The sequence below is a fragment of the Roseateles terrae genome (genome assembly GCF_014192155.1).
GTDB lineage: Bacteria > Pseudomonadota > Gammaproteobacteria > Burkholderiales > Burkholderiaceae_C > Roseateles > Roseateles terrae.
The window spans coordinates 406,137-426,048 of the sequence record NZ_JACHXO010000002.1; the positions used below are offsets into that span (position 1 = coordinate 406,137).

Consider the following 19,912-nt stretch of genomic DNA (forward strand, 5'->3'; position numbering starts at 1 on the left):
ATTGATTCCGCTCCGAGAACACGCGTTTCACCGCGTTGTGACCGCGCTGTACGCCATGTATATTCTCTACAAATGACAGCAACCGGCTGCAAGGTGGCCCGGTCGTTTGTCGCATCCATTCCAATGAGCGAGACAGGCAGTCCCCGCCCGGGCGGCGGCTGCGGAGGTATCAAGTGGCGGACGTGAAGCTGCAAGCCGTGGTCAAGGCCTATGGCGAGACCAAGATCCTGCACGGCATCGACCTGGAGATCCGGGACGGCGAATTCATGGTGTTCGTGGGCCCGTCCGGCTGCGGCAAATCCACCCTGCTGCGCACCATCGCCGGGCTGGAAGACATCACCGGTGGCGAGATGCGCATTGGCGGGCGGCTGGTCAACGAGGTGCCCCCGGCTGAACGCGGCATTGCCATGGTGTTCCAGAGCTACGCGCTCTACCCGCACATGAATCTCTACGAGAACATGGCGTTCGGGCTGAAGCTGGCCAAGGTGCCGAAGGACGAGATCGACCGCGCCGTCCGGTATGCGGCGCGCATCCTCCATATTGAACACCTGCTGGACCGCAAACCCAAAGACCTGTCCGGCGGGCAGCGCCAGCGTGTGGCCATTGGCCGCGCCATCGTGCGCAAGCCGGAGGTGTTCCTCTTCGACGAGCCGCTGTCCAATCTGGACGCCGCGCTGCGGGTGCGCATGCGGTATGAATTCGCCAAGCTGCATGAGGACCTCAAGACCACCATGGTCTATGTGACCCATGACCAGGTGGAGGCGATGACGCTGGCCGACCGCATCGTGGTGCTGTCTGCCGGACGCATCGAGCAGGTGGGCACGCCCATTGAGCTTTATGAGCATCCGGACAATCTGTTTGTGGCCGGGTTCATCGGCAGTCCGCGGATGAACTTCGTGGCAGCGGAGGTGGTGGAGGCATCGGCCACGCAGGCGCTGGTGAAGCTCGCCGGCGGCGCGTTGATCCGGGCCGACGTTGATGCGTCGCGTGCCCGCCCCGGAGACACCGTGACGCTGGGCATTCGCCCCGAACATTTCCAGGTCGGCGGTGACAGCAACCTGCTGCAGACGACAGTCACCTTTGTGGAATCGCTGGGCGGCTCCACCCATGCCTACTGCGACTACCCCGGCGCGGAAGAAGCACTGACCTGCGAATTCGACGGACGCACCCGCGTGCGGACCGGCGACGCCCTCAGTCTCTTCGTGTCGCCAGACGCCTGTTATCTGTTTGATGCCGAGGGCCTGGCGTTCCGCCGTCTGGGAGTGCCGGCATGAGCCTGGCCGGAACGCTCATGCGCCGCGCGCGGACCTACGACGCGCAGCAACGCCCCCTGCGCGCCTTCGCCATGGCCCTGCTGGTGGCCCTGCCGCTGCTCGGCGCCCATCAGAAGGCCCGGGCCGAGGGGCCGCCGCGTCTGCTGGTCTGGATCAATGGCGACAAGGCCTACAACGGCCTGCAGAAGGTCGGCAATGCCTTCGAGCAGGCCACCGGTGTCAAGGTGGTGGTGGAGCATCCGGTCGATGCGCCGGACAAGTTCCAGCAGGCCACCGGCGCCGGCAAAGGGCCGGACGTGTTCTGCTGGCCGCATGACCGCGTGGGCGAATGGGCCAAGGCCGGCCTGATCACACCGGTGCAACCGCGGCGCCAGCTGTATGAGGAACTGGAACCGAGCACCTGGGAGGCCTTCCGTTATCAGGGCCGGTTCTGGGGCTACCCCATCGCGATTGAAGCCAGCGGCCTCATCTACAACAAGGCGCTGGTGAAACAGCCGCCGGCCACCTTCGAGCAGGTCATCGCCCTCGACCGCAGCCTCAAGGCCCGCGGCAAAAGTGCCATCCTCTGGGACTACAACAAGAGCTTCTTCACCTGGCCGATTCTGGCCGGCGCGGGCGGCGTCATCTTTGGCCGCAATGCGCAGGGGGACTTCGATCCTTCGCAGGTGCAGGTCAACAACGACGGTGCCCTGGCCGGCGCGCAGGTGCTGGACCGGTTGATCAAGGACGGCGTCATGCCCAAGGGCGCGCGCTACTCCGAAATGGAGTCGGGCTTTGCACGCGGCGAAATTGCGATGATGATCTCCGGCCCCTGGGCCTGGGACAACGCCCGCAAGGCAGGCATCGACTTCGGCGTCGCGCCCATTCCATCGGCCGTGCCGGGCCGACCTTCCCGCTCCTTCGTGGGCGTGCTGGGCTGCATGATCGCGGCGCCGTCGCGTCAGAAGGACCTCGCCCGGGAGTTCATCGAATGGCACCTGATGCGTCCCGCCTCGCTCAAGGTGCTGGATGCCGACGTGCCCATTGGCGTGCCGGCCAACAAGGCCTTCTATGCGGAGCTGTCGGTGAACCCGCTGATCCGGGCCACGATGGAAAACGCCCGCGCCGGTGCGCCGATTCCCAATGTCCCTGAAGTGGGACGCTTCTGGACCGCGATGGATGCGGCCCTGGAAGCCATCACCAATGGACTGCAAAGCCCCAAGGACGCCCTGGATGGTGCTTCGGGCCGGATGCTGCTCAAGCCATGAATGCCACCCCTGCTTCCGCGCTGTCCTTGAAGGGCGCGCTCGACGATTCGCCGCTGGCCCAGCGCTACAGCATCCAGCCGCCCGGCCTGCTGCAGCGCGTGGCCCGCTGGCTTTACTGGCCGGTGGTGGCGCTGATTGCCCTGGCCGCGCTCTACCTCGTCTACACCCTGTACGCCGGCGGCCAGACCTGGTGGGCGCTCGGCACGCTGGCGCTGTTCGGCGCCGGCTTCGGCATCTACCTCAACCAGAGCGGCTTCGCCTGGCGCTATCTGTTCCCCGGCATCACCGGCATGCTGGTGTTCATCGCCTTCCCGCTGCTCTACACCACGCAGATCGGTTTCACGAATTACTCCTCGGCCCACCTGCTGAGCCAGGAGCGGGTGCGGGACTATCTGCTGGAGCAGCATGAAGCCCTGCCCGACCGGGTGCGGGACTATGCGCTCCATGCACAAGGCCGGGAGTTCCGGCTGGTGCTGCGGCATCCGGACACGGGGGCGGTGGAATGGGTGACGCCGCCGGTGGCGCTGCGCGGCGACAAGCCGGTGGATGTGACCGTGCTGCCGGCCAGCCAGGCCGCTGATGTCGACCTCGGCCCGGCGTTGTCCCTGCGTGAGCGGGTGCAGCACCGGGAGGCCCTGTCCCATCTGCGCCTGCGCCTGCCGGGTGAGACTGCCGAGGCGGACGTGCTGCATTACCTGGGACTGCGTGAATTCGGCCCGATCCGGCGCCACTTCGAGGAACAGCCCGACGGCAGCCTGCTGCGCACGGCAGACGGCCAGCGCTTCTCGCCCAATGCCCGCACCGGCTATTACGAGAACCAGGCCGGTGAGCATCTGCAGCCGGGCTACAAGGTGATGGTGGGCTGGCAGAACTACGCCCGCATGGTGCTGGACCCCGACTTCCGCGGCCCATTCCTGTCCATCTTCACCTGGACGGTGGTCTTCTCGCTGCTGACCGTCGTGTTTGCCACGGCCATCGGCATGATGCTGGCGGTGCTGCTGAATTGGGAGGACCTGCGATTCCGAGGCACCTATCGCACGCTGCTGTTCCTGCCGTATGCGGTGCCGGGCTTCATCAGCATCCTGGTGTTCAAAGGTCTCTTCAATCAGAACTTCGGCGAGATCAACGCCATTTTGGATGCGCTGTTCGGCGTGAAGCCCGCCTGGTTTGCCGATCCGCTGCTGGCCAAGACGATGCTGCTGATCGTGAACGTCTGGCTGGGGTATCCCTACATCATGATCCTGGCGGCCGGCCTGCTGAAGGCCATTCCGGCGGATCTGTACGAGGCCTCCGCCATTGCCGGCGCCGGTCCCCTGACCAACTTCTTCAAGATCACCGTTCCGCTGATCATCAAGCCGCTGTCGCCGCTGCTGGTGGCGGCCTTCGCTTTCAACTTCAACAACTTCGTCGTGATTGCGTTGCTGACCGACGGGCGGCCGGACTACCTGTCCAGCAAGATTCCCGCGGGGCAGACCGACATCCTGGTGAGCTACACCTACCGCATCGCCTTCCGCGACTCGGGGTCGGACTTTGGCCTGGCCGCCGCGATCTCCACCCTGATCTTCTTCCTCGTGGCGGCAATGTCGCTGCTGAACCTGAGGCTGATGAGGAAGCAATCGTGAGCAAGGGAGCCCACTGATGGCCATCGTTCGAGGTAAACAGGCCCGCTGGCGGGTCTTCGCGGCCCACGCGGTGCTGTGGGTCTTCCTGGCGATCACGCTGTTCCCGCTGCTGGCGGTGGTGTCGATTTCGCTGCGGCCCGGCAACTTTGCCACCGGACAGCTGATTCCATCCGAGATCAGTCTGGAGCACTGGAAGCTGGCGCTGGGCATTCCGTATCAGGCCGCCGACGGCTCCATGGTGCAGCCGCCCTTCCCGGTGCTGACCTGGCTGTGGAATTCGATCAAGGTGGCGACGATCTCGGCCCTGCTGATCGTGGCCTTCTCCACCACCGCGGCCTATGCATTTGCGCGGCTGCGCTTCCGCTTCAAGAGCGCCATTCTCAACAGCATGCTGCTGCTGCAGATGTTCCCCGCGGTGCTGGCCCTGGTGGCCATCTACGCGATTTTTGAAACCATCGGGGCGTATGTACCGTGGCTGGGCATCGAGACCCATGCGGGGCTGGTGGTGGCCTACCTCGGCGGCGTGGCGACCCACATCTGGACCATCAAGGGCTACTTCGAGACCATCCCCGTGGAGATCGAAGAGAACGCCAAGGTGGACGGCGCCACCCACTGGCAGGCCTTCCGGCTGGTGCTGCTGCCGATGGCGGTGCCCATCCTGATGGTGGTCTTCGTGCTGGCCTTCATCGGGGTCATCATCGAATATCCGGTGGCGTCGGTGCTGCTGCGGGAAGAGGGCAACCTGACCCTGGCGGTCGGCTCCAAATACTTCCTGCACGACCAGCGCTTCCTCTGGGGCGACTTCGCCGCTGCGGCGGTGCTGTCCGGCTTGCCCATCACCCTGGTGTTCACCATCGCGCAGCGCTGGATTGTGTCGGGGCTGACGGCCGGCGGCGTGAAGGGATGAGCGCCGCTCGCAAGCGAAGCACGCGGATCGCGGTGCTGATCGCGGCAGCCGCGTCGATGGCAGCGCCTTCGCTTGCGTTGCCGCGGGACGCGGCTCCCGCAGCGCCGGCATCGGCTTCGACGTCGGCATCGGCGCCTGCTTTCACCGCCCCACCCCCGGCGACTGACGCCTGCACCGCCCCTCCGCTCGCCGGACGCGACCTCTACCTGCGCGGCACGCTGAACAACTGGTCCGCGCCGGACACGCAGCGCCTCTATTGGGTCTGCGACCACCACGAGCTGATCCTCCAGCTCAAGGGCGAGCAGTCCTTCAAGATCGGCGATGAGGACTGGTCCGCCGATGCCGATTTCGGCGGCGACCCGCGCGCGATGACCCTCAAGGGCGCCGCCATTCAACAGCGCTTTGATGGTGGCCTCCATCGGCTGGAGCTGCGATGGGCACAAGGCACGCCCTCGCTGACCGTGGCGCCCTGCCCGCCGACACCTGCGGCCTGCTCCGCTTATCCGGCACCCGACCCCAATGCCAGCAGCGTCACCGATCCGGTGGCGCTGAGTGTGCTCTTCGACTCCCGCAGCACCGACTTCAAGCGTCCCTTCGGTGCCCTGCCGGCGGGCAGCTGGGTGGAGTTCGAACTGAAGGCGTTGCCGGGCGTGACCCGGGTGGAACTGGTCGTCGACAAGCGACGGCTGGAGGGCCCCCAGGAACGGCTGGACTACACCGAGCAGGCCCGCGCGCCGATGCACAAGCTGCCCGGCGCGCTGGATGCGCAGGGCCGCGAGCGGTGGTCCGTGCGACACCGCTTCGGCGCCCCGGCCGTGTATGGCTACTACTTCGTCGTCACCATCGGCGGTCAGCGCTACGTCTACGGCAACAACAAGGACAGCATCTACTGGACCCGCGAGAAAGGCTCGATGGGCGTCGGCCTGATCGCGGAGATCCCCGGCGGCAAGGCCGGCGCCAGGTCCGACGACCACGCAGACGACAAGCGCCGTATCCGCCGCTACCGCCAGACGGTGCATGCCGCGGACTTCACCGTGCCCGCCTGGGCGCGTGATGCGGTGTACTACTACGTCTTCCCGGAGCGCTTCCGCAACGGTGACCCGTCCAACGATCCCAAGCCCGGGCGCGACCGCTATCAGGGCCATGACATCGAGTTCCACACGAACTGGATGGACCGGCCCTACAAACCCGGCAGCGGCGATGGGTCGGACGCGGTCTACAACAACGACTTCTACGGCGGCGACCTCGCCGGCCTGATCAGCAAGCTGGATGACATCCAGGCGCTGGGCGCCAATGCGCTCTACCTGACGCCGATCTTCAAGGCGGCCAGCAACCACAAGTACGACACCGCGGACTACAAGCGCGTCGACCCCGCCTTCGGCACCAACGACGATTTCAAGCGGCTCACCGCGGAGGCTGCTCGTCGCGGCATTCGTGTGATTCCGGACACCTCGCTGAATCACGTCGGGGCCGATTCACCCTACTTCAACCGCTTCAGCAACTACCCTGCGGGCGGCGCCTTCGACGGCGGCAAGATCAACCCGACCTCCCCTTACGCCGGCTGGTTCAGCTTCGACACCACCCAGACCGATCCGGATCGGCAGTTCAAAGGCTGGATGGACGTGAAGGACCTGCCGGAGCTGAACAAGGCCAGCAAGGACTTCCGCCGCTTCGCCTACGAGGCGTCCGACTCGGTGACGACATTCTGGCTGGACCAGGGTGCGGCCGGATGGCGGATGGATGTGGCGCCGTATGTGCCGGATGACTTCTGGCGGGGCTGGCGCCAGGCGGTGAAACACCACCGCCCCGACGCGCTCACCATCGCCGAGACCTGGTTCGACGCCAGCAAGTTCTTCCTGGGCGACAGCTTCGACGGGACGATGAACTACATCTTCCGCAACACCGTGCTGGACTACGCCGCCGGCGGACGGGCGGACCGGCTTTATCAAAACCTGGAGCTGCTGCGCGAGGCCTACCCGGCGCAGGCCCTGGCCGCGTCGATGAACCTGCTGTCCACCCACGACCAGCCGCGCGCCTTGCACCACCTGGGCGCCGACGAGGGCGCGAGTGCGGAAGCTCTGGCGCTGGCCAAACGTCGCCTGCTGCTGGCGGTGTGGTTCCAGATGACCTGGCCGGGCGCGCCGACGATCTACTACGGCGATGAGGTCGGCGTCACCGGCGGTGACGACCCCTACAACCGCGCGCCCTACCCGTGGGCTGACCTGGGCGGGCACCCGGATGAAGCGCTGAAGGCGCAGGTGCGGCAGCTGGTCGCGCTGCGGCAGCAGTGGCCGGTGCTGCGGCACGGCAGCCTGGAAGCGCCGCTGCTGCTGGATGAGCATCTGATCGTGCTGCTGCGACGCGATGGCGCGCAGGCTGCGCTGGTGGCACTCAACAACGCGGACGAAGCGAAGACGGTCGCGCTGCAGCTGCCGCCGTCGCTGCAGGGGCAGGCATTGCAGGACGCACTTGGCGGAGATGCGGTGACGGTCGCGCCGGATGGGCGTGTGACGCTGGAGGTGCCCGCCTTGTCCGGACGGGTGTGGATGCGCAGCTCTCGGTAAGTCAGTGATCAGCGTCGGAGACCGGAGGCCGGGTGGAAGTGCACCCCGGCACGCTTCACACGCGGCCCGCTTTCATCGCCGCCTCCCGCGGCACGGCCAGCGCGGGGCGATCAATCTGCGCGGACAACAGGTCGATGTCTCTGGCGGTGACTCCAACGGATGCGAAGTGCTCTTTCCATCCGGACACCACGCTCGCCACATGGGCCATCTCCAGTCGGGCCTGCTTGGCATCCAGGCCGAATTGGGAGGCTTCCGACAGCGCATTGTCGAGCGTGGCGTCGTGCCCGGAAACCCCCACTCGCATCTGCTGATAGCCCAGCGATTGGCCCGAAGGCAGGACATCAAAGGCGGGGGAGAGCCGCAGCGACCCCGTAGGGTTCTGCAACAGCACGTGGTTCTTTTCGTGGTCGTCGGTGTTGTCGATCAGGATGTTGAAGACCATGCGGCGGAAGAGTTCCCGCATCTGCCGGCGCGCCAGTTGATCCTGGGTATCTCCGCGACGCCTCAGCAACTGAGCCAGCTCCGGATACCCCAGCTCCGCCCCCGCGGCTTTCAGCGCGACGTTGGCGGACAAGGCATGGAGACGTCGTCCCGTCGCCCGGTCGAATCGCTTCACCGCGACCGCGTGCCCGCCTTGGGGAAGCGTAAGCGCCTGCGATGCTGCCACCTCAATCTCGGCCTGCTGACACAGCGTCAGCGTGGCGTGCTCCACCAGCGGCATGTTGAAATCTTCTCCGGGCTCGGAGAACTTCACCACCCACTGTTCGCCCTGAATGTGGATGAGGGCCTTCGGACGCGCGCCCCCGAAGGTCACTCCCGGGGCGACCAGCCGACGCTGAGACTCCTCCACGGGCGCGCCCGCCAGGATGTGCTGGACCAGGGTCTCGATGGCCGGCACGTCCGGCAGGCTGGGGAGCGGACCGATGACCCGGGGAAGGTAGCGGGTGCCCGACGGTGACACGCCTAGCGCGCCAAAGCGTTCGTCCCCCGCGTAGTAGAGGAAGTCGAGCACGCTCAACCGCGTCGGCCGGTCCAGAAACCGGATCACCCGCTCACCCCATCGGTCGGGTCTCGCGTCGTCCACTGCACCTGCAGCCGTGTCCTTGTCGCGCGGCATGAACTCACCATCGATCAGCGGAAGGTCTTCGCTGAGTGGGAATCCGCTGTCAAGCCAGGCCTCGTCATAACGCAGGGAGACCCCGCGCTGCGCGCGTGCCATGGCCAGCTCACCGATCAAACGGGGATGCTCCGGATCTCCGAGCCACCACAGATACAGGGCGTCCGGCAGGTCGCCCGGGATGGCGCCGCTCATTTGGCGCTCCTTCCTGACACTGTCGCGCGCGCTGGCGCGGTGGGCGCCCCGGCGGCCTTACGTTGGCGGCGGATGGATCTTGCCTGTGCCGCGCGGACGTCGTTCTCCAGGGCCCCCAGGTCCAGTTGCGGATCTGCGGCATCGGCCAGGGCCCGGCTGCGGCCCATCATCCACAGCGCGGTGGCATAGACCGCCATCGAGACCGTCGGATCGCCGCGCTCCATCCGGGACAGTGTGGGCTCCGACACCCCGATGCGTGATGCCCAGGTGCCGATGGTCTCCCGCCGACGCTTGCGTGCGATGGCCAGGTTCTGGCCTAGCAGGCGCAGATGGGCGGAAGCCTCTGCGGGCATCAAGTCAACAGCAGGGGAGCGTTTTGGCATGCATAAACGTTACCACAGACCGCATTTCTCCAATTTATATGTTGGTTTCTGCGCGACCGTTGCGTTGGACGGCCTCGCCGCAAAATCTCATATATATGTTGGCAAAAGCTCTATTTCTCCAACTTTTATGGCGACTGTTCCACCCACTCCATCCATCTGCCATGCGCGTGCGCCCACGCCAATGGTTCAGTGCACACCTGAGCGCCATCGAGCCAGCGAAGCGTCCACAGCGTGGTGGTCTCCACCGGCTCCCCCGCTGCGGCGGGCGGCAGCGAGGAGAGCGGCGAAAACTTGCCCGCCTCCCCACTGATCCAAGCCAGGCCCCGCGTCTTCGTCCACCCGGCGAGCGTCTGATCCAAACGTCTGCGTTGCTCCGGATCGAGATAGGCCAGCACCCAGGTGTTGACCATCACCGCCTGCGTTCCACCCGGCAGTTGCGACAGCCAGTGATCCAGCGCCTGAAGACCGTCCTTCGCCGCGATCAGGCGAGGAGGTCTTGCGGCTGCCAGGGCCAACGCCTGACGCAGCCGTCCTCCTCTGGCCTCGTCGTAGGGCCACACACAGGCGCGGAGCCACCGGGTCGCGATCGCGTCGCTGACGCTGACCGGCGCCGGATCGACGCCCATCGATTCGCTGACCTGCCAGCGGCGTGGGCCCTTGAGTGCCGAGGGCGGAGGACGCCGCCACTGACCGCGAATCACGGGTGCCGCTGCATCCCCGGCCGGCTGCGGGTCCCAGCCATCTTCGTAGCCGTAGTCCTGAACGAATAGGTTCAGTCCCGCGCTGCAGCCGAAATCAAACAGTGCAATCGGATGCGGTGTGGCTTCTCCCAGGCCCAGCCGCTGCATCAAGGCCTGCAGCGCCACTCGCAATGCGCCACAGCGGCCAATCTCGTTGGTTTGCGTGGCGTGGGTGCGCAGCGTCTGCACCAGACGGCTTCGATGGCGCTGGACAAAAGTACCAAGTGCCGCGGGCAATGCGTCATCCGGTGGACGGTGTCCGTCTGCGGTCGGGTAGTAGTCGTGCAGTTCGCTGCGCGGGACGGTCTCGTCAAGCATGCAGTCATGCAACGCCGCCAGCAGCAACACCGGCAGTTGCTGGCCCGGCGGCGCCTCTGCCAACAATCCACAGAGCTGCGGATCGTCTGCAATATGCCGCGCGAGGGCCGCATAAAGACGGTCATCCTGACCGTCCTGCTCGGAGAAGTTCCGGAAACGCCGGGACATGCGGTTCAGCACCGCCGGGTCATCGATCGTCATAGGGCCATCCGCATTGAAAGCCCATCATGGCACGCATTGGAGCGCATCAGCGACGAGGCAATGGTCGGCGGTCTGACCGTGGGCCGGCAAAGGCCCGCCCTGCCCGCTCAGGGAAAGTTGGTGACCGTCGGCGTATAGGAGGCATTGCAGCCGGTTTGTGCGCCAGTGTTGTTGACCACATGCACGATGCCGCCGTTGTTGCCGAGGCAGACGGAGATCATGTTGTGGAAACGCACGGCACTGCTGACCGGTGTTTCGATGGCGCGGTCCAGCCAGATATTGCCGTTGGTGAAGACGCTATAGACGCCCAAACCCCAGGCCTCATGACTCGTCACCCAGTCGGACACCTTGTAGGACGCATAACCACGGCCGGTCGGGCTGTTCCAGGCGGACTGGCTCGGCGGGTCGTAGGGAATCTCGGACTGATAGAAGTAGACCCGGCCGCCATTGCCGTTCCACACGACCTGATGCTTCTGGAAGTGCTCAACAAACAGACCGTACATGGTCACATCATTGCCATTCACCCACAGCCCGTTTTCGGACGGATTGCTGGCCCAGCCCACGCCGGCGCCATGGTCCGCACGCCAGATCCAGGTGTGATCAACAATGGTGTTGTTGCTGTTGACGCTCAGCGCGATCCGCACACGGCCCGCGGCGGCACCGCCGACGCGGAAGAACAGGTCATGCAGCGCAATCGGATTGGCGGCATGGTTGGCGGCGGCTCCATTGGGGCCAATCTCCACCAGCACCCCCGACTCGACCGCGCCCGCATCCAGGAACAGACCCGAGAGCGTCAGACCATCCACGTCGGCCGTCTGGATCAGCGGCTGCCCATTGTCGGAGCGCAGCGTCGGGAAGCCGATGCCCAGCACCACCGTGTTGGGATTGTTGATGCGCAGCGTCTGCGTGAGCACGTAGACGCCAGGGGTCATCAACAGATGCTTGCCCGCAGCGAGCTGCGCATTCAACGTGGCCGCTGAATCACTGGGCTTGGCAATGTAGAACTGGGTGATGGGCAGGGTGCGTCCGGGTGTGACGCCGCCATTGGCCCACGAGATGCCACTGGTATTGGTGCGCAGCGAAGGCACCCGCACGGCATAGCTGCCGTCGCTGTCAATGAACAGATAAGGCTTCTCACGGATCACCGGCGTCTGCGCAATCTTGGTGAAGCGCTGCCCCGCTGTCGGGAAGTCACCCGCGGGCGCGGTGGGCACCCCAACAAACACCATGTTCCAGTTCGATCCGACCCAGCTGCCCCACTGGCTGTTGCGGGAAATCCATTGCTGCTGACTGCCGGAATTGACCTGGCCGTCCACCAGCACATCTGAGAACCAGCCGCCGCTGGACCATCCGCTGTTCTGATTCAGCTTGATGTTGCCGCGCACATGCATACGGCGGAACGGGATGGCCTGCGACACCGCCCATTGCATCGTGTTGTTGCCGATGCCGAGCGTGGGGGTGACCGAGAAGTTTTCGGCACCGCGCCAGAAGTTCTGCGTGGCGTTGTCCCCGTCAAGATAGGCATTGGAGCGCAGGTCACCAATCACCTGCACCTGGTCCGGGTGGCTGCCCAGCCCCAGCACCTGGGTGTAGAAGCCCACCGGGATCCGCAGATTGTTGTAGGTGCCCGGCGTCAGCAGAATCGCGTCCCGCCGATTGCCGAAGTGATTGGGCTGCTGGGCGTTGTAGATGTCGTTGATCAGACCCTGCAAATTGGGCGTGTTCGGATTGACCACCCGCACATTGGGACCGAAGTCCGGCGGAGTGGCCGGCGCGGGCAGGTCGCTGATCACGAATTGCTCCCAGGCGGCCACCGTGCTGCGATTGGCCACCAGCACCCCGCCCAGGTTCAGATCGGCAGAGACATACAGCCCATTGGCGGACGACCGCAAAGCCACCGTGCCATTGGACTGCGGCACGACGGTGAACTGCTCCCAGCCGCCAATGCTGCCGCGATTGGCAATCAGCTTGTTGGTGTCCGGCGCATTGAGGCCGGTGTCTGCGGCCACGTAATTGCCGCTGATGGTGGCCCGCAGCGACACGGTGCCGTTGGCGTTGTTGACCAGCTGGAATTGCTCCCAGGTACTGGCCACAGGCTCGGTGGCGGTCAGGAATGAGGTGCCGGTGGCCGTGGCGCTGACGTAGTTGTTGTTGGCCGTCGCGCGCAAGGTGGCGGCGTGGGCCTCATGGGCCGACAGCGCCGTCGCCACCAGACAGGCCACGGTCAGCAGCAAAGCCTGCCCCAGACGGTTCGGGACCCGCGGTGGATCCATTCTTGACTTGCGCGACATCCTCGGCCTCCTGATTCAATGGCTGCTGAGTCTAAGAAGGAAACACGGGCGGTCGGCAACGACTGGTGTCCTTGTGTTTCGTGACCCGCCACATTCTGAGGAGCCCGTCCCGGAAGAACGAGAGCGTCATACGAACAAATCTTTGCAAAAGCGACGCTGGCAAGAGGCCTGAACAAAAAAGCCCCGGACCTTGCGGCCCGAGGCTTGAGAGGGTGCTTGCCCGCGTCCGTGGACGCAAGCCCCCGGCACCGATCAGAACTTGTAGTTGGCGCCGACCTGATAGACGCGGCCCCACTTCATGTACTCCAGCGGGCGGTCCTTCGTACCGGCGTAGGTGCGGTAGGCTTCATCCGTCAGGTTGTTGACCTGCGCCAGCAGGCTCAGCCCCTTGAGAGGACCTTCGCTGAAGGTGTAGCCGACCTGCGCATCCACGATGCTTTCGCCCACCACATAGCGCAGCGTGCGAGCGCCATTGAAGTTGCCGATTTCACCAATGAAGTCGGAACGACGACGTTGGCTGATACGGAACTCGAAGCCGTCCTGCTCGTAGTACGCCGTCAGGTTGTAGACCTGCTTGGACAGACCCGGCAGCGTGATGAATCCATTGCCGACACTGCTCGCGCTTTCCGGATCCTTCACCTGGATGTTGCTGTGGTTGAAGCTGGCGCTGGCGATGATGCCGAAGCCATTGAGCGAGCTCGACAGCAGATTCAGGGGCAGCGACGCCGTCAGCTCAATCCCCTGCAGCTTGCCGCCCTTGCCGTTGTAAGGCGCGGTGTAAGTGCCGGTGGGCCGCACGGGCGGGCATTGCTGCGTGCCATTGCCGCAGGTGCTTGGCGGGGTGTAGCCCTGCAGGAACTGCGAGAAGTCGTACTGGTCGTTGGACTGCGTGTAGATGTAGCTGCGCAGGTCCTTGTAGTAGCCGGCGGCCGAGACATACGCCTTGGAGCCGAAGTACTTCTCATACGACAGGTCCAGCGCATTGGCGCGCCACGGGTTCAGCTTGGAGTTGCCGCCGCTGGCGCCGGGCTTGCCAGTGGCGTTGTCCACACCGAAGTCCAGCGAGGAACGCAGCTGGTCCACCTTGGGACGGGCCATCTGCTTGGCCAGACCCAGACGCAGCGTCTGCTCATTGCCCAGCGACCAGGCCAGGTTCAGCGCCGGCAGGAAGTCGGTGACGGTCTTGCCGCTGGACACCGGCTTGCGGACCCCCGTGCCGCTCGTCGAATCCCAATAGAACGACGACGACTCCTGCTTCACATTGACGATCTGCAGACCCACGTTGCCTCGCATCGGCAGGCCGAAGGTGGTCGAGTCGATATTGCCCTTCAGGAAGGCCGTGGTGGTCTTTTCCGAGACGTCCCAGGCCTTGTACACCAGCCACGCCTGATCATCCGTGGGGTTGAAGTCCATGTAGCGCGCGATGGTGCCCGGCACATTCCACGCAGGAATGGTGCCCAGGCCCGCGAAGCCCAGATTGACGGGGCTGTATTGCAGGTCCGAGGCAATGACGCTGTCCGCACCCTTGAGCGTCGTGCCACCTTCCGGCTGGCGCTTCTTCTTGGTGCGGTCCGCATAGTTCACACCGATGTCGAAGTCCGCGAACCAGCCATCCAGAGCGGCCGGTGCAGGCAGGTTGGCCACCAGCTTGAAGCCGCTCAGCTCGTCCTTCACGCTGGGCACCTTGCCATAGCCCGAACCGTAAATGGTGTTGGTCAAGAACAGCTTGCTGGCGTCGGAATAGTCCAGCGTCGGGACGATCTGCGAGAAGTTGCCCGAACGGTAGGCCAGTTGCACCGTGTCATAAGGCACGGCCGTGACGCGGCTCAACTGGGTGTTGTTCTCCAGGCTGACTTCGTCGCGGGTCGCCTTGGAGTAGTTCAAGTCCGCCATCAGCGAAGCGCCGTTGTCGAACTTGAGCTTGTTGTTCCAGCCGGCGGCCACGATCTTGTCGTCCCGCTTGTTGTAGATGCCGCGCACCAGCGGATAGGCATACGACAACGTGCCGCTGGTCAGCGAGTTGTTGCTGTTGACCGTCGGATTGCTCCAGGTCGTGCAGGGGGTGGCCGGCGCGCAGGTGCCATTGCCGTTCCAACCCATGCTCATTTCAAACTGATTGGCGGTGTCTTCCTGCTTGGCCTTGGTCCAGAAGCCATCCACCACGCTCGTCCAGTTCTTGCTGGGACGGAACTCCACCGTGGCCATCACGCCATTGCGTTCCTGCCGGCCGGTACGGCGCAGCGCCTTGATGCCACCGGTATTGAAGGTGCCGGTCGGAAGGTCGGCGCGGCTGGTCGCTTCCCAGGGCTCGTACAGGCCCACCTGGTTTTCCTGAATCGGAGTTTCCTGGTGCGCAAAACCAATCGAGACACCAATGGTGCGGTTCGCAAACTGGTCGATGTAGCTGGCGCTGAAGCGGTTGCCATTGGCGCTCTCGCTGGCGGCGGAGCCCAGCGAATTGCGGCTGCCGCGCGCACTCAACGACACGACGCGGCTGCCGAAGTCCAGCGGACGCACCGTCAGCATGTCGATGGTGCCGGAGAGGCCCTGCCCCACCAGACCGGCATCTGGCGTCTTGTAAATGGTGACGCCGCTCAGCAGTTCCGACGGATATTGGTCGAATTCCACACTGCGGTTGTCACCGGTGCTCACCAGTTCGCGGCCATTGAGCAGCGTGGTGGCGAAGTCGGGAGACAGACCCCGCACGCTGATCACCTGGGCGCGGCCAGCCACCCGCTGGGCGGAGAGGCCGGGGAGGCGGGCAATGGATTCGGCAATCGACACATCGGGCAGCTTGCCGATGTCTTCCGCCGAAATCGCCTCGACGATCGAATCCGAATTCTTCTTGACGGAAATCGCGGCTTCAATGCCGCGGCGAATGCCGGTCACGGTGACCGTGTCCAGGGTTCGGTCGGCCGACTTGTCGCCCTCTGCAGCCGGCGCCTGTTGCGCCTGAGCGGCACCGGCGGCCAGCAGACCCAGCAGCATGCAACCCGCTGCAATGGGACGAATACGGAACTGCTCGCGCTTGGCGTGCAAAGTGGTCATGTCTTGTCTCCTCTTTTCGTCTGACGTCGGTTCCTGCCTGATGACCGTACAGCTGTGGTTTCCCGCGGCAGGAACACTGAACCCAACACATCTTGAGGAAATTTTGTACTAAAACTAGATCTCGAACCAAGTCAGCGCAAACCCTTGAACGACGTACAACTTTAAAAAACGCGTACGAAACCGTACACAAGCGCTGCTAAGCCCTTGATTTAACGCTTGCTGGACAGCTTATGGAGCAGCATCCCCAAAAACGCGATGTAGCCGTACTACAACTTTCACCAAGAAAGTGCATGTAATGAAGGGGAGGACAGTTCTCTATCGGCGGGCGGGCGGCCGAAGGGAGCGCCGAAACGGGGTCGCAACGCGGCATGGGCCCGGCGGTTCTGGCGGCCCGAAGGGCGGACCGAAGACAGACGCACCGCTGCGCAAGGTAGCAAAACTACACCCCTCCAACAAGAGCGTTCTCCCGTGGCTGCGCGTCTGGTAGCGATCTCATTACACTGGCCACCAGACCTCGTTTTGACCCGTGTTCCGTCTCTCCTCGAGAAAGGACCTCCACGACGCTGAGGCAGCGCTTCTTTTCCGGGTGGCTGTAGTGACACTACAGTGCAGCCATGGTCGGTGTGTCAGACGCTAGGGCCAAACCCTTCCGGAGGCCTCGGGGTCGCACGCCATAATCGCCCATCCCTCGGCTGGTGCGCCGGCCTGTTGCCGGTGCCGGTGCGGGTGAGTCCTTGCTTTTTTCCATGCGTGATTTCGACAGTCCACGGCTGATGGCCGACATTGGCAGCACCTTTGCCCGCTTTGCCCTCGAGACCGCGCCCGGAGAGTTCGAGCACATCGTCTCGCTGCGCTGCGACGAGCATGCGGACTTCCACGCTGCCGTCCGGGCTTACATGGATCAGGTGCCCCAGGCGGGCATTGCCCACGCGGCCGTGGCCATTGCCAATCCGGTAGATGGCGACCGGGTACGAATGACCAACTACCACTGGTCGTTCTCGATTGAAGAGACGCGCCAGCAATTGGGACTGGAGACGCTGGTCGTGGTGAATGACTTCACCGCGCTGGCCATGGCCCTGCCCCGCCTGCGATCCAGTGAACTGCGGCAGGTGGGCGGCGGCGAAGCCCGTGCGCACAGCGTGATGGGATTGCTCGGGGCGGGCTCGGGCCTTGGCGTCTCCGGACTGATTCCGGCTGGGGAGGGCTGGGTCTCCCTCGGCTCCGAAGGCGGTCACAGCACCTTCGCCCCGCGCGACGACCGCGAAATCGCGCTGCTGCGGTTTGCCTGGAATGAATTTGAGCATGTGTCGTTTGAACGGCTGCTCTCCGGCCCCGGCCTGGAACTGATGTACCGCGCGATGGCCGCCTATCTGCGCCGCCCGCCCGAAACCCTCACCGCGCCAGAGATCACCGCCCGCGCACTGGAAGGTTCGGACCTCGTCTGCGGCGAAACGCTGGAGCTTTTCTGCACCCTGATGGGCACGGCCGCCGCCAACCTGGCGGTCACCCTGGGCGCCCACGGCGGCATCTATCTGGGCGGCGGCATCATTCCGCGGCTGGGTGAATACTTCGACCGTTCGCGCTTTCGCGAGCGCTTCGAGGACAAGGGCCGCTTCAGCGATTACGTCTCCGCCATTCCCACATTCGTGGTCACCGCGGAGCACGCCACCTTCACCGGCACCTCCGCCATTCTCGAAGCGCAATTGCGCAGCCTGCAAAGCAGCAGCAGCAGCGGCACGTCCGCCATCCTCGGGCAGATCCGCCGCGCGCGGGACAATCTCTCGCCCGCCGAGCAGCGCGTTGCCGACCATGTGCTCGCCCATTCCCGCAAGGTGCTCAATGACCCGATTGCGGAGATTGCAAAGGCCGCCAATGTCAGCCAGCCGACGGTCATCCGCTTCTGCCGCTCGCTGGGGTGCGAGGGCCTGTCCGACTTCAAGCTGCGTCTGGCGTCGGGCCTGACCGGCACCGTACCGGTCAGCCACACGCAGGTCACCCAGGACGACTCGATGGTCGAGCTGGGCGAGAAGGTGCTGGGCAACACTGCTTCGGCGATCCTGCAGGTGCGCAGCCAGCTCAACCGGGACATGATCGACCGCAGCATCGAATTGCTGCTGGGCGCGGCCCGCATCGAATTTTTTGCCGTCGGCCATTACGGCGTGGTGGCGCAGGACGCGCAGTTCAAGTTCCTGCGTCTGGGCATGGCGTGCAATGCCTATGTGGAACCGCGCCTGCAACTGCTGGCCGCGCAGACGCTGCGCGCTGGTGACGTGGCCGTGCTGATCAGCGGTAGCGGCAAGGTGCCGGAGCTGATCGCCGTGGCGGATGCAGTGAAGGAACGAGGCGCATCGATCCTGGCCATCACGGCCAGCCAGTCACCGCTGGCGAAGAAGGCGGACGCCCTGCTGATCGTCGACCATGTCGAGGACGTTGCCACCCACATGCCGATGATCAGCCGCATCCTGCACCTGCTGGTGATCGACATGATGGCGGTGGGCGTGGCGATGCGTCGCGATCCGGCCCATCAGGCCATCGACATGCCGACGCTGACGGCAGACCCGGAGTCCGATCTTCGTGATGCCCAAAGCGGGCTACGGCATACAGCGCCCGGTGTGAGCCTGGTGACGCCGCTGGCGAATCTGACTGCGCACAGTCGCTGAGCCAGATTCAGGCGCCCACGACGCGCCTCCACCCAGGGTGAAGGGCTGACTGCAAAGGGGCTGAGGGCGGACCTCACCGCCCTCCCCGCCGCGTCTCAGAACGCTGCGATGCCAGTCTGCGCGCGGCCGAGGATCAGCGCATGGATGTCGTGCGTGCCCTCGTAGGTGTTGACCACCTCCAGATTGACCAGATGACGGGCGATGCCGAATTCATCGCTGATGCCGTTGCCCCCCAGCATGTCCCGCGCGGTGCGAGCGATGTCCAGGGCCTTGCCGCAGCTGTTGCGCTTCATGATGGAAGTGATCTCCACCGCTGCCGTGCCTTCGTCCTTCATGCGGCCCAGCCGCAGGCAGCCTTGCAGGCCGAGCGTGATCTCGGTCTGCATGTCCGCCAGCTTCTTCTGCACCAGCTGATTGGCCGCCAGCGGCTTGCCAAACTGCTGGCGGTCCAGCACATACTGGCGGGCGGTGAACCAGCAGTTCTCCGCCGCTCCCAGCGCCCCCCAGGCAATGCCGAAGCGGGCGCTGTTGAGGCAGGTGAAGGGTCCCTTGAGGCCGCGCACCTCGGGGAAGGCGTTTTCTTCGGGGCAGAACACGCCGTCCATCACGATTTCGCCGGTGATCGACGCCCGCAGGCCGACCTTGCCGTGGATGGCCGGTGCGGTCAGGCCCTTCCAGCCCTTCTCCAGCACGAAGCCGCGAATCTGGCCTTCATCGTCCTTGGCCCAGACCACGAAGACATCGGCGATCGGGCTGTTGGTGATCCACATCTTGCTGCCGGTGAGGGAATAACCGCCGTCCACCTTGCGGGCCCGCGTCACCATCGAGGCCGGGTCGGAACCGTGGTTGGGCTCGGTCAGGCCGAAGCAGCCGATCCATTCGCCGCTGGCCAGCTTGGGCAGATATTTCTGGCGGGTGGCCTCACTGCCGAATTCGTGGATGGGCACCATCACCAGCGAGCTCTGCACGCTCATCATCGAGCGGTAGCCGCTGTCCACCCGCTCCACTTCGCGCGCGATCAGCCCATAACAGACGTAGTTCAGGCCCGCGCCACCGTAGGTTTCCGGAATGGTGGCGCCCAGCAGGCCCAGCTCACCCATCTCCCGGAAGATGGCGGCATCGGTCTTCTCGTGGCGGAAGGCTTCCACCACGCGGGGCGCGAGCCGGTCCTGGCAGTAGGCATGGGCCGCGTCGCGAACGGCCCGTTCATCGTCGGTCAGCTGCTGGTCCAGCAGCAGCGGATCGTCCCAGTGGAAATGCGCCTTCGCGGCCTTGGGTGCCTGGCTGGCCTTGGGGTCTTGCGTCGGGGAGGAAGATGTCGATGTCATGGATGTCTCTCTCACTG

At 64.8% G+C, this 19,912-nt stretch carries 12 protein-coding genes; 6 read left to right on the forward strand and 6 right to left on the reverse strand.

All coding sequences use genetic code 11. The features are described from left to right. Positions 1–182 precede the first annotated feature (182 nt). Genes FHS28_RS08235 through FHS28_RS08255 form a run of 5 tightly spaced genes read left to right on the forward strand, consistent with a single transcriptional unit; the run spans position 183 to position 7,614 of the window. Positions 183–1,274 carry an ABC transporter ATP-binding protein gene (locus FHS28_RS08235; RefSeq protein ID WP_375140724.1) on the forward strand — a complete coding sequence of 364 codons (1,092 nt, stop codon included), beginning with the start codon at positions 183–185 and terminating at the stop codon, positions 1,272–1,274. Continuing rightward, positions 1,271–2,521 (forward strand): maltose/maltodextrin ABC transporter substrate-binding protein MalE, encoded by a 1,251-nt coding sequence (gene malE / locus FHS28_RS08240; protein WP_246409738.1) that lies wholly within the window; start codon positions 1,271–1,273, stop codon positions 2,519–2,521. Before FHS28_RS08235 ends, malE begins: the two co-directional genes overlap by 4 nt. Further along, a complete protein-coding gene (gene malF / locus FHS28_RS08245) occupies positions 2,518–4,143 on the forward strand; it encodes a maltose ABC transporter permease MalF (RefSeq protein WP_088450247.1) in 1,626 nt (541 codons plus the stop codon). The genes malE and malF overlap by 4 nt, the downstream gene beginning before the upstream one ends. A gap of 16 nt (positions 4,144–4,159) precedes the next feature. Then, positions 4,160–5,050: a maltose ABC transporter permease MalG gene (gene malG / locus FHS28_RS08250; protein ID WP_088450249.1), complete on the forward strand. Its 891-nt coding sequence runs from the start codon at positions 4,160–4,162 to the stop codon at positions 5,048–5,050. Beyond that, positions 5,047–7,614: an alpha-amylase family glycosyl hydrolase gene (locus FHS28_RS08255; protein WP_088450251.1), complete on the forward strand. Its 2,568-nt coding sequence runs from the start codon at positions 5,047–5,049 to the stop codon at positions 7,612–7,614. The genes malG and FHS28_RS08255 overlap by 4 nt, the downstream gene beginning before the upstream one ends. Before the next feature lie 55 nt (positions 7,615–7,669). Here FHS28_RS08255 and FHS28_RS08260 read toward each other — a convergent pair whose 3' ends face one another. The 5 genes from FHS28_RS08260 to FHS28_RS08280 form a co-directional block, all read right to left on the reverse strand. Beyond that, the gene (locus FHS28_RS08260) at positions 7,670–8,926 is read right to left on the reverse strand and encodes a type II toxin-antitoxin system HipA family toxin (RefSeq protein WP_088450253.1); all 1,257 of its coding nucleotides are present in this window, start codon (positions 8,924–8,926) and stop codon (positions 7,670–7,672) included. Further along, complete coding sequence (locus FHS28_RS08265; RefSeq protein WP_246409740.1) at positions 8,923–9,279, reverse strand: helix-turn-helix domain-containing protein; 357 nt, start codon at positions 9,277–9,279, stop codon at positions 8,923–8,925. The genes FHS28_RS08260 and FHS28_RS08265 overlap by 4 nt, the downstream gene beginning before the upstream one ends. A gap of 155 nt (positions 9,280–9,434) precedes the next feature. Then, entirely contained in the window at positions 9,435–10,568 is a 1,134-nt protein-coding gene (locus FHS28_RS08270; protein WP_088450257.1) for a DUF2332 domain-containing protein, read from the reverse strand. Positions 10,569–10,675: 107 nt separating this feature from the next. After that, positions 10,676–12,841: a pectate lyase-like domain-containing protein gene (locus FHS28_RS08275; protein WP_088450259.1), complete on the reverse strand. Its 2,166-nt coding sequence runs from the start codon at positions 12,839–12,841 to the stop codon at positions 10,676–10,678. A 270-nt stretch (positions 12,842–13,111) separates the two neighbouring features. Then, entirely contained in the window at positions 13,112–15,907 is a 2,796-nt protein-coding gene (locus FHS28_RS08280) for a TonB-dependent receptor (RefSeq protein ID WP_221193819.1), read from the reverse strand. 746 nt (positions 15,908–16,653) lie between these two features. Here FHS28_RS08280 and FHS28_RS08285 point away from each other — a divergent pair. After that, positions 16,654–18,567, forward strand: coding sequence for a glucokinase (locus FHS28_RS08285; protein WP_088450263.1), 1,914 nt, complete (start codon positions 16,654–16,656; stop codon positions 18,565–18,567). A gap of 95 nt (positions 18,568–18,662) precedes the next feature. Here FHS28_RS08285 and FHS28_RS08290 read toward each other — a convergent pair whose 3' ends face one another. Next, a complete protein-coding gene (locus FHS28_RS08290; protein ID WP_088450265.1) occupies positions 18,663–19,895 on the reverse strand; it encodes an acyl-CoA dehydrogenase in 1,233 nt (410 codons plus the stop codon). Positions 19,896–19,912: the final 17 nt, after the last annotated feature.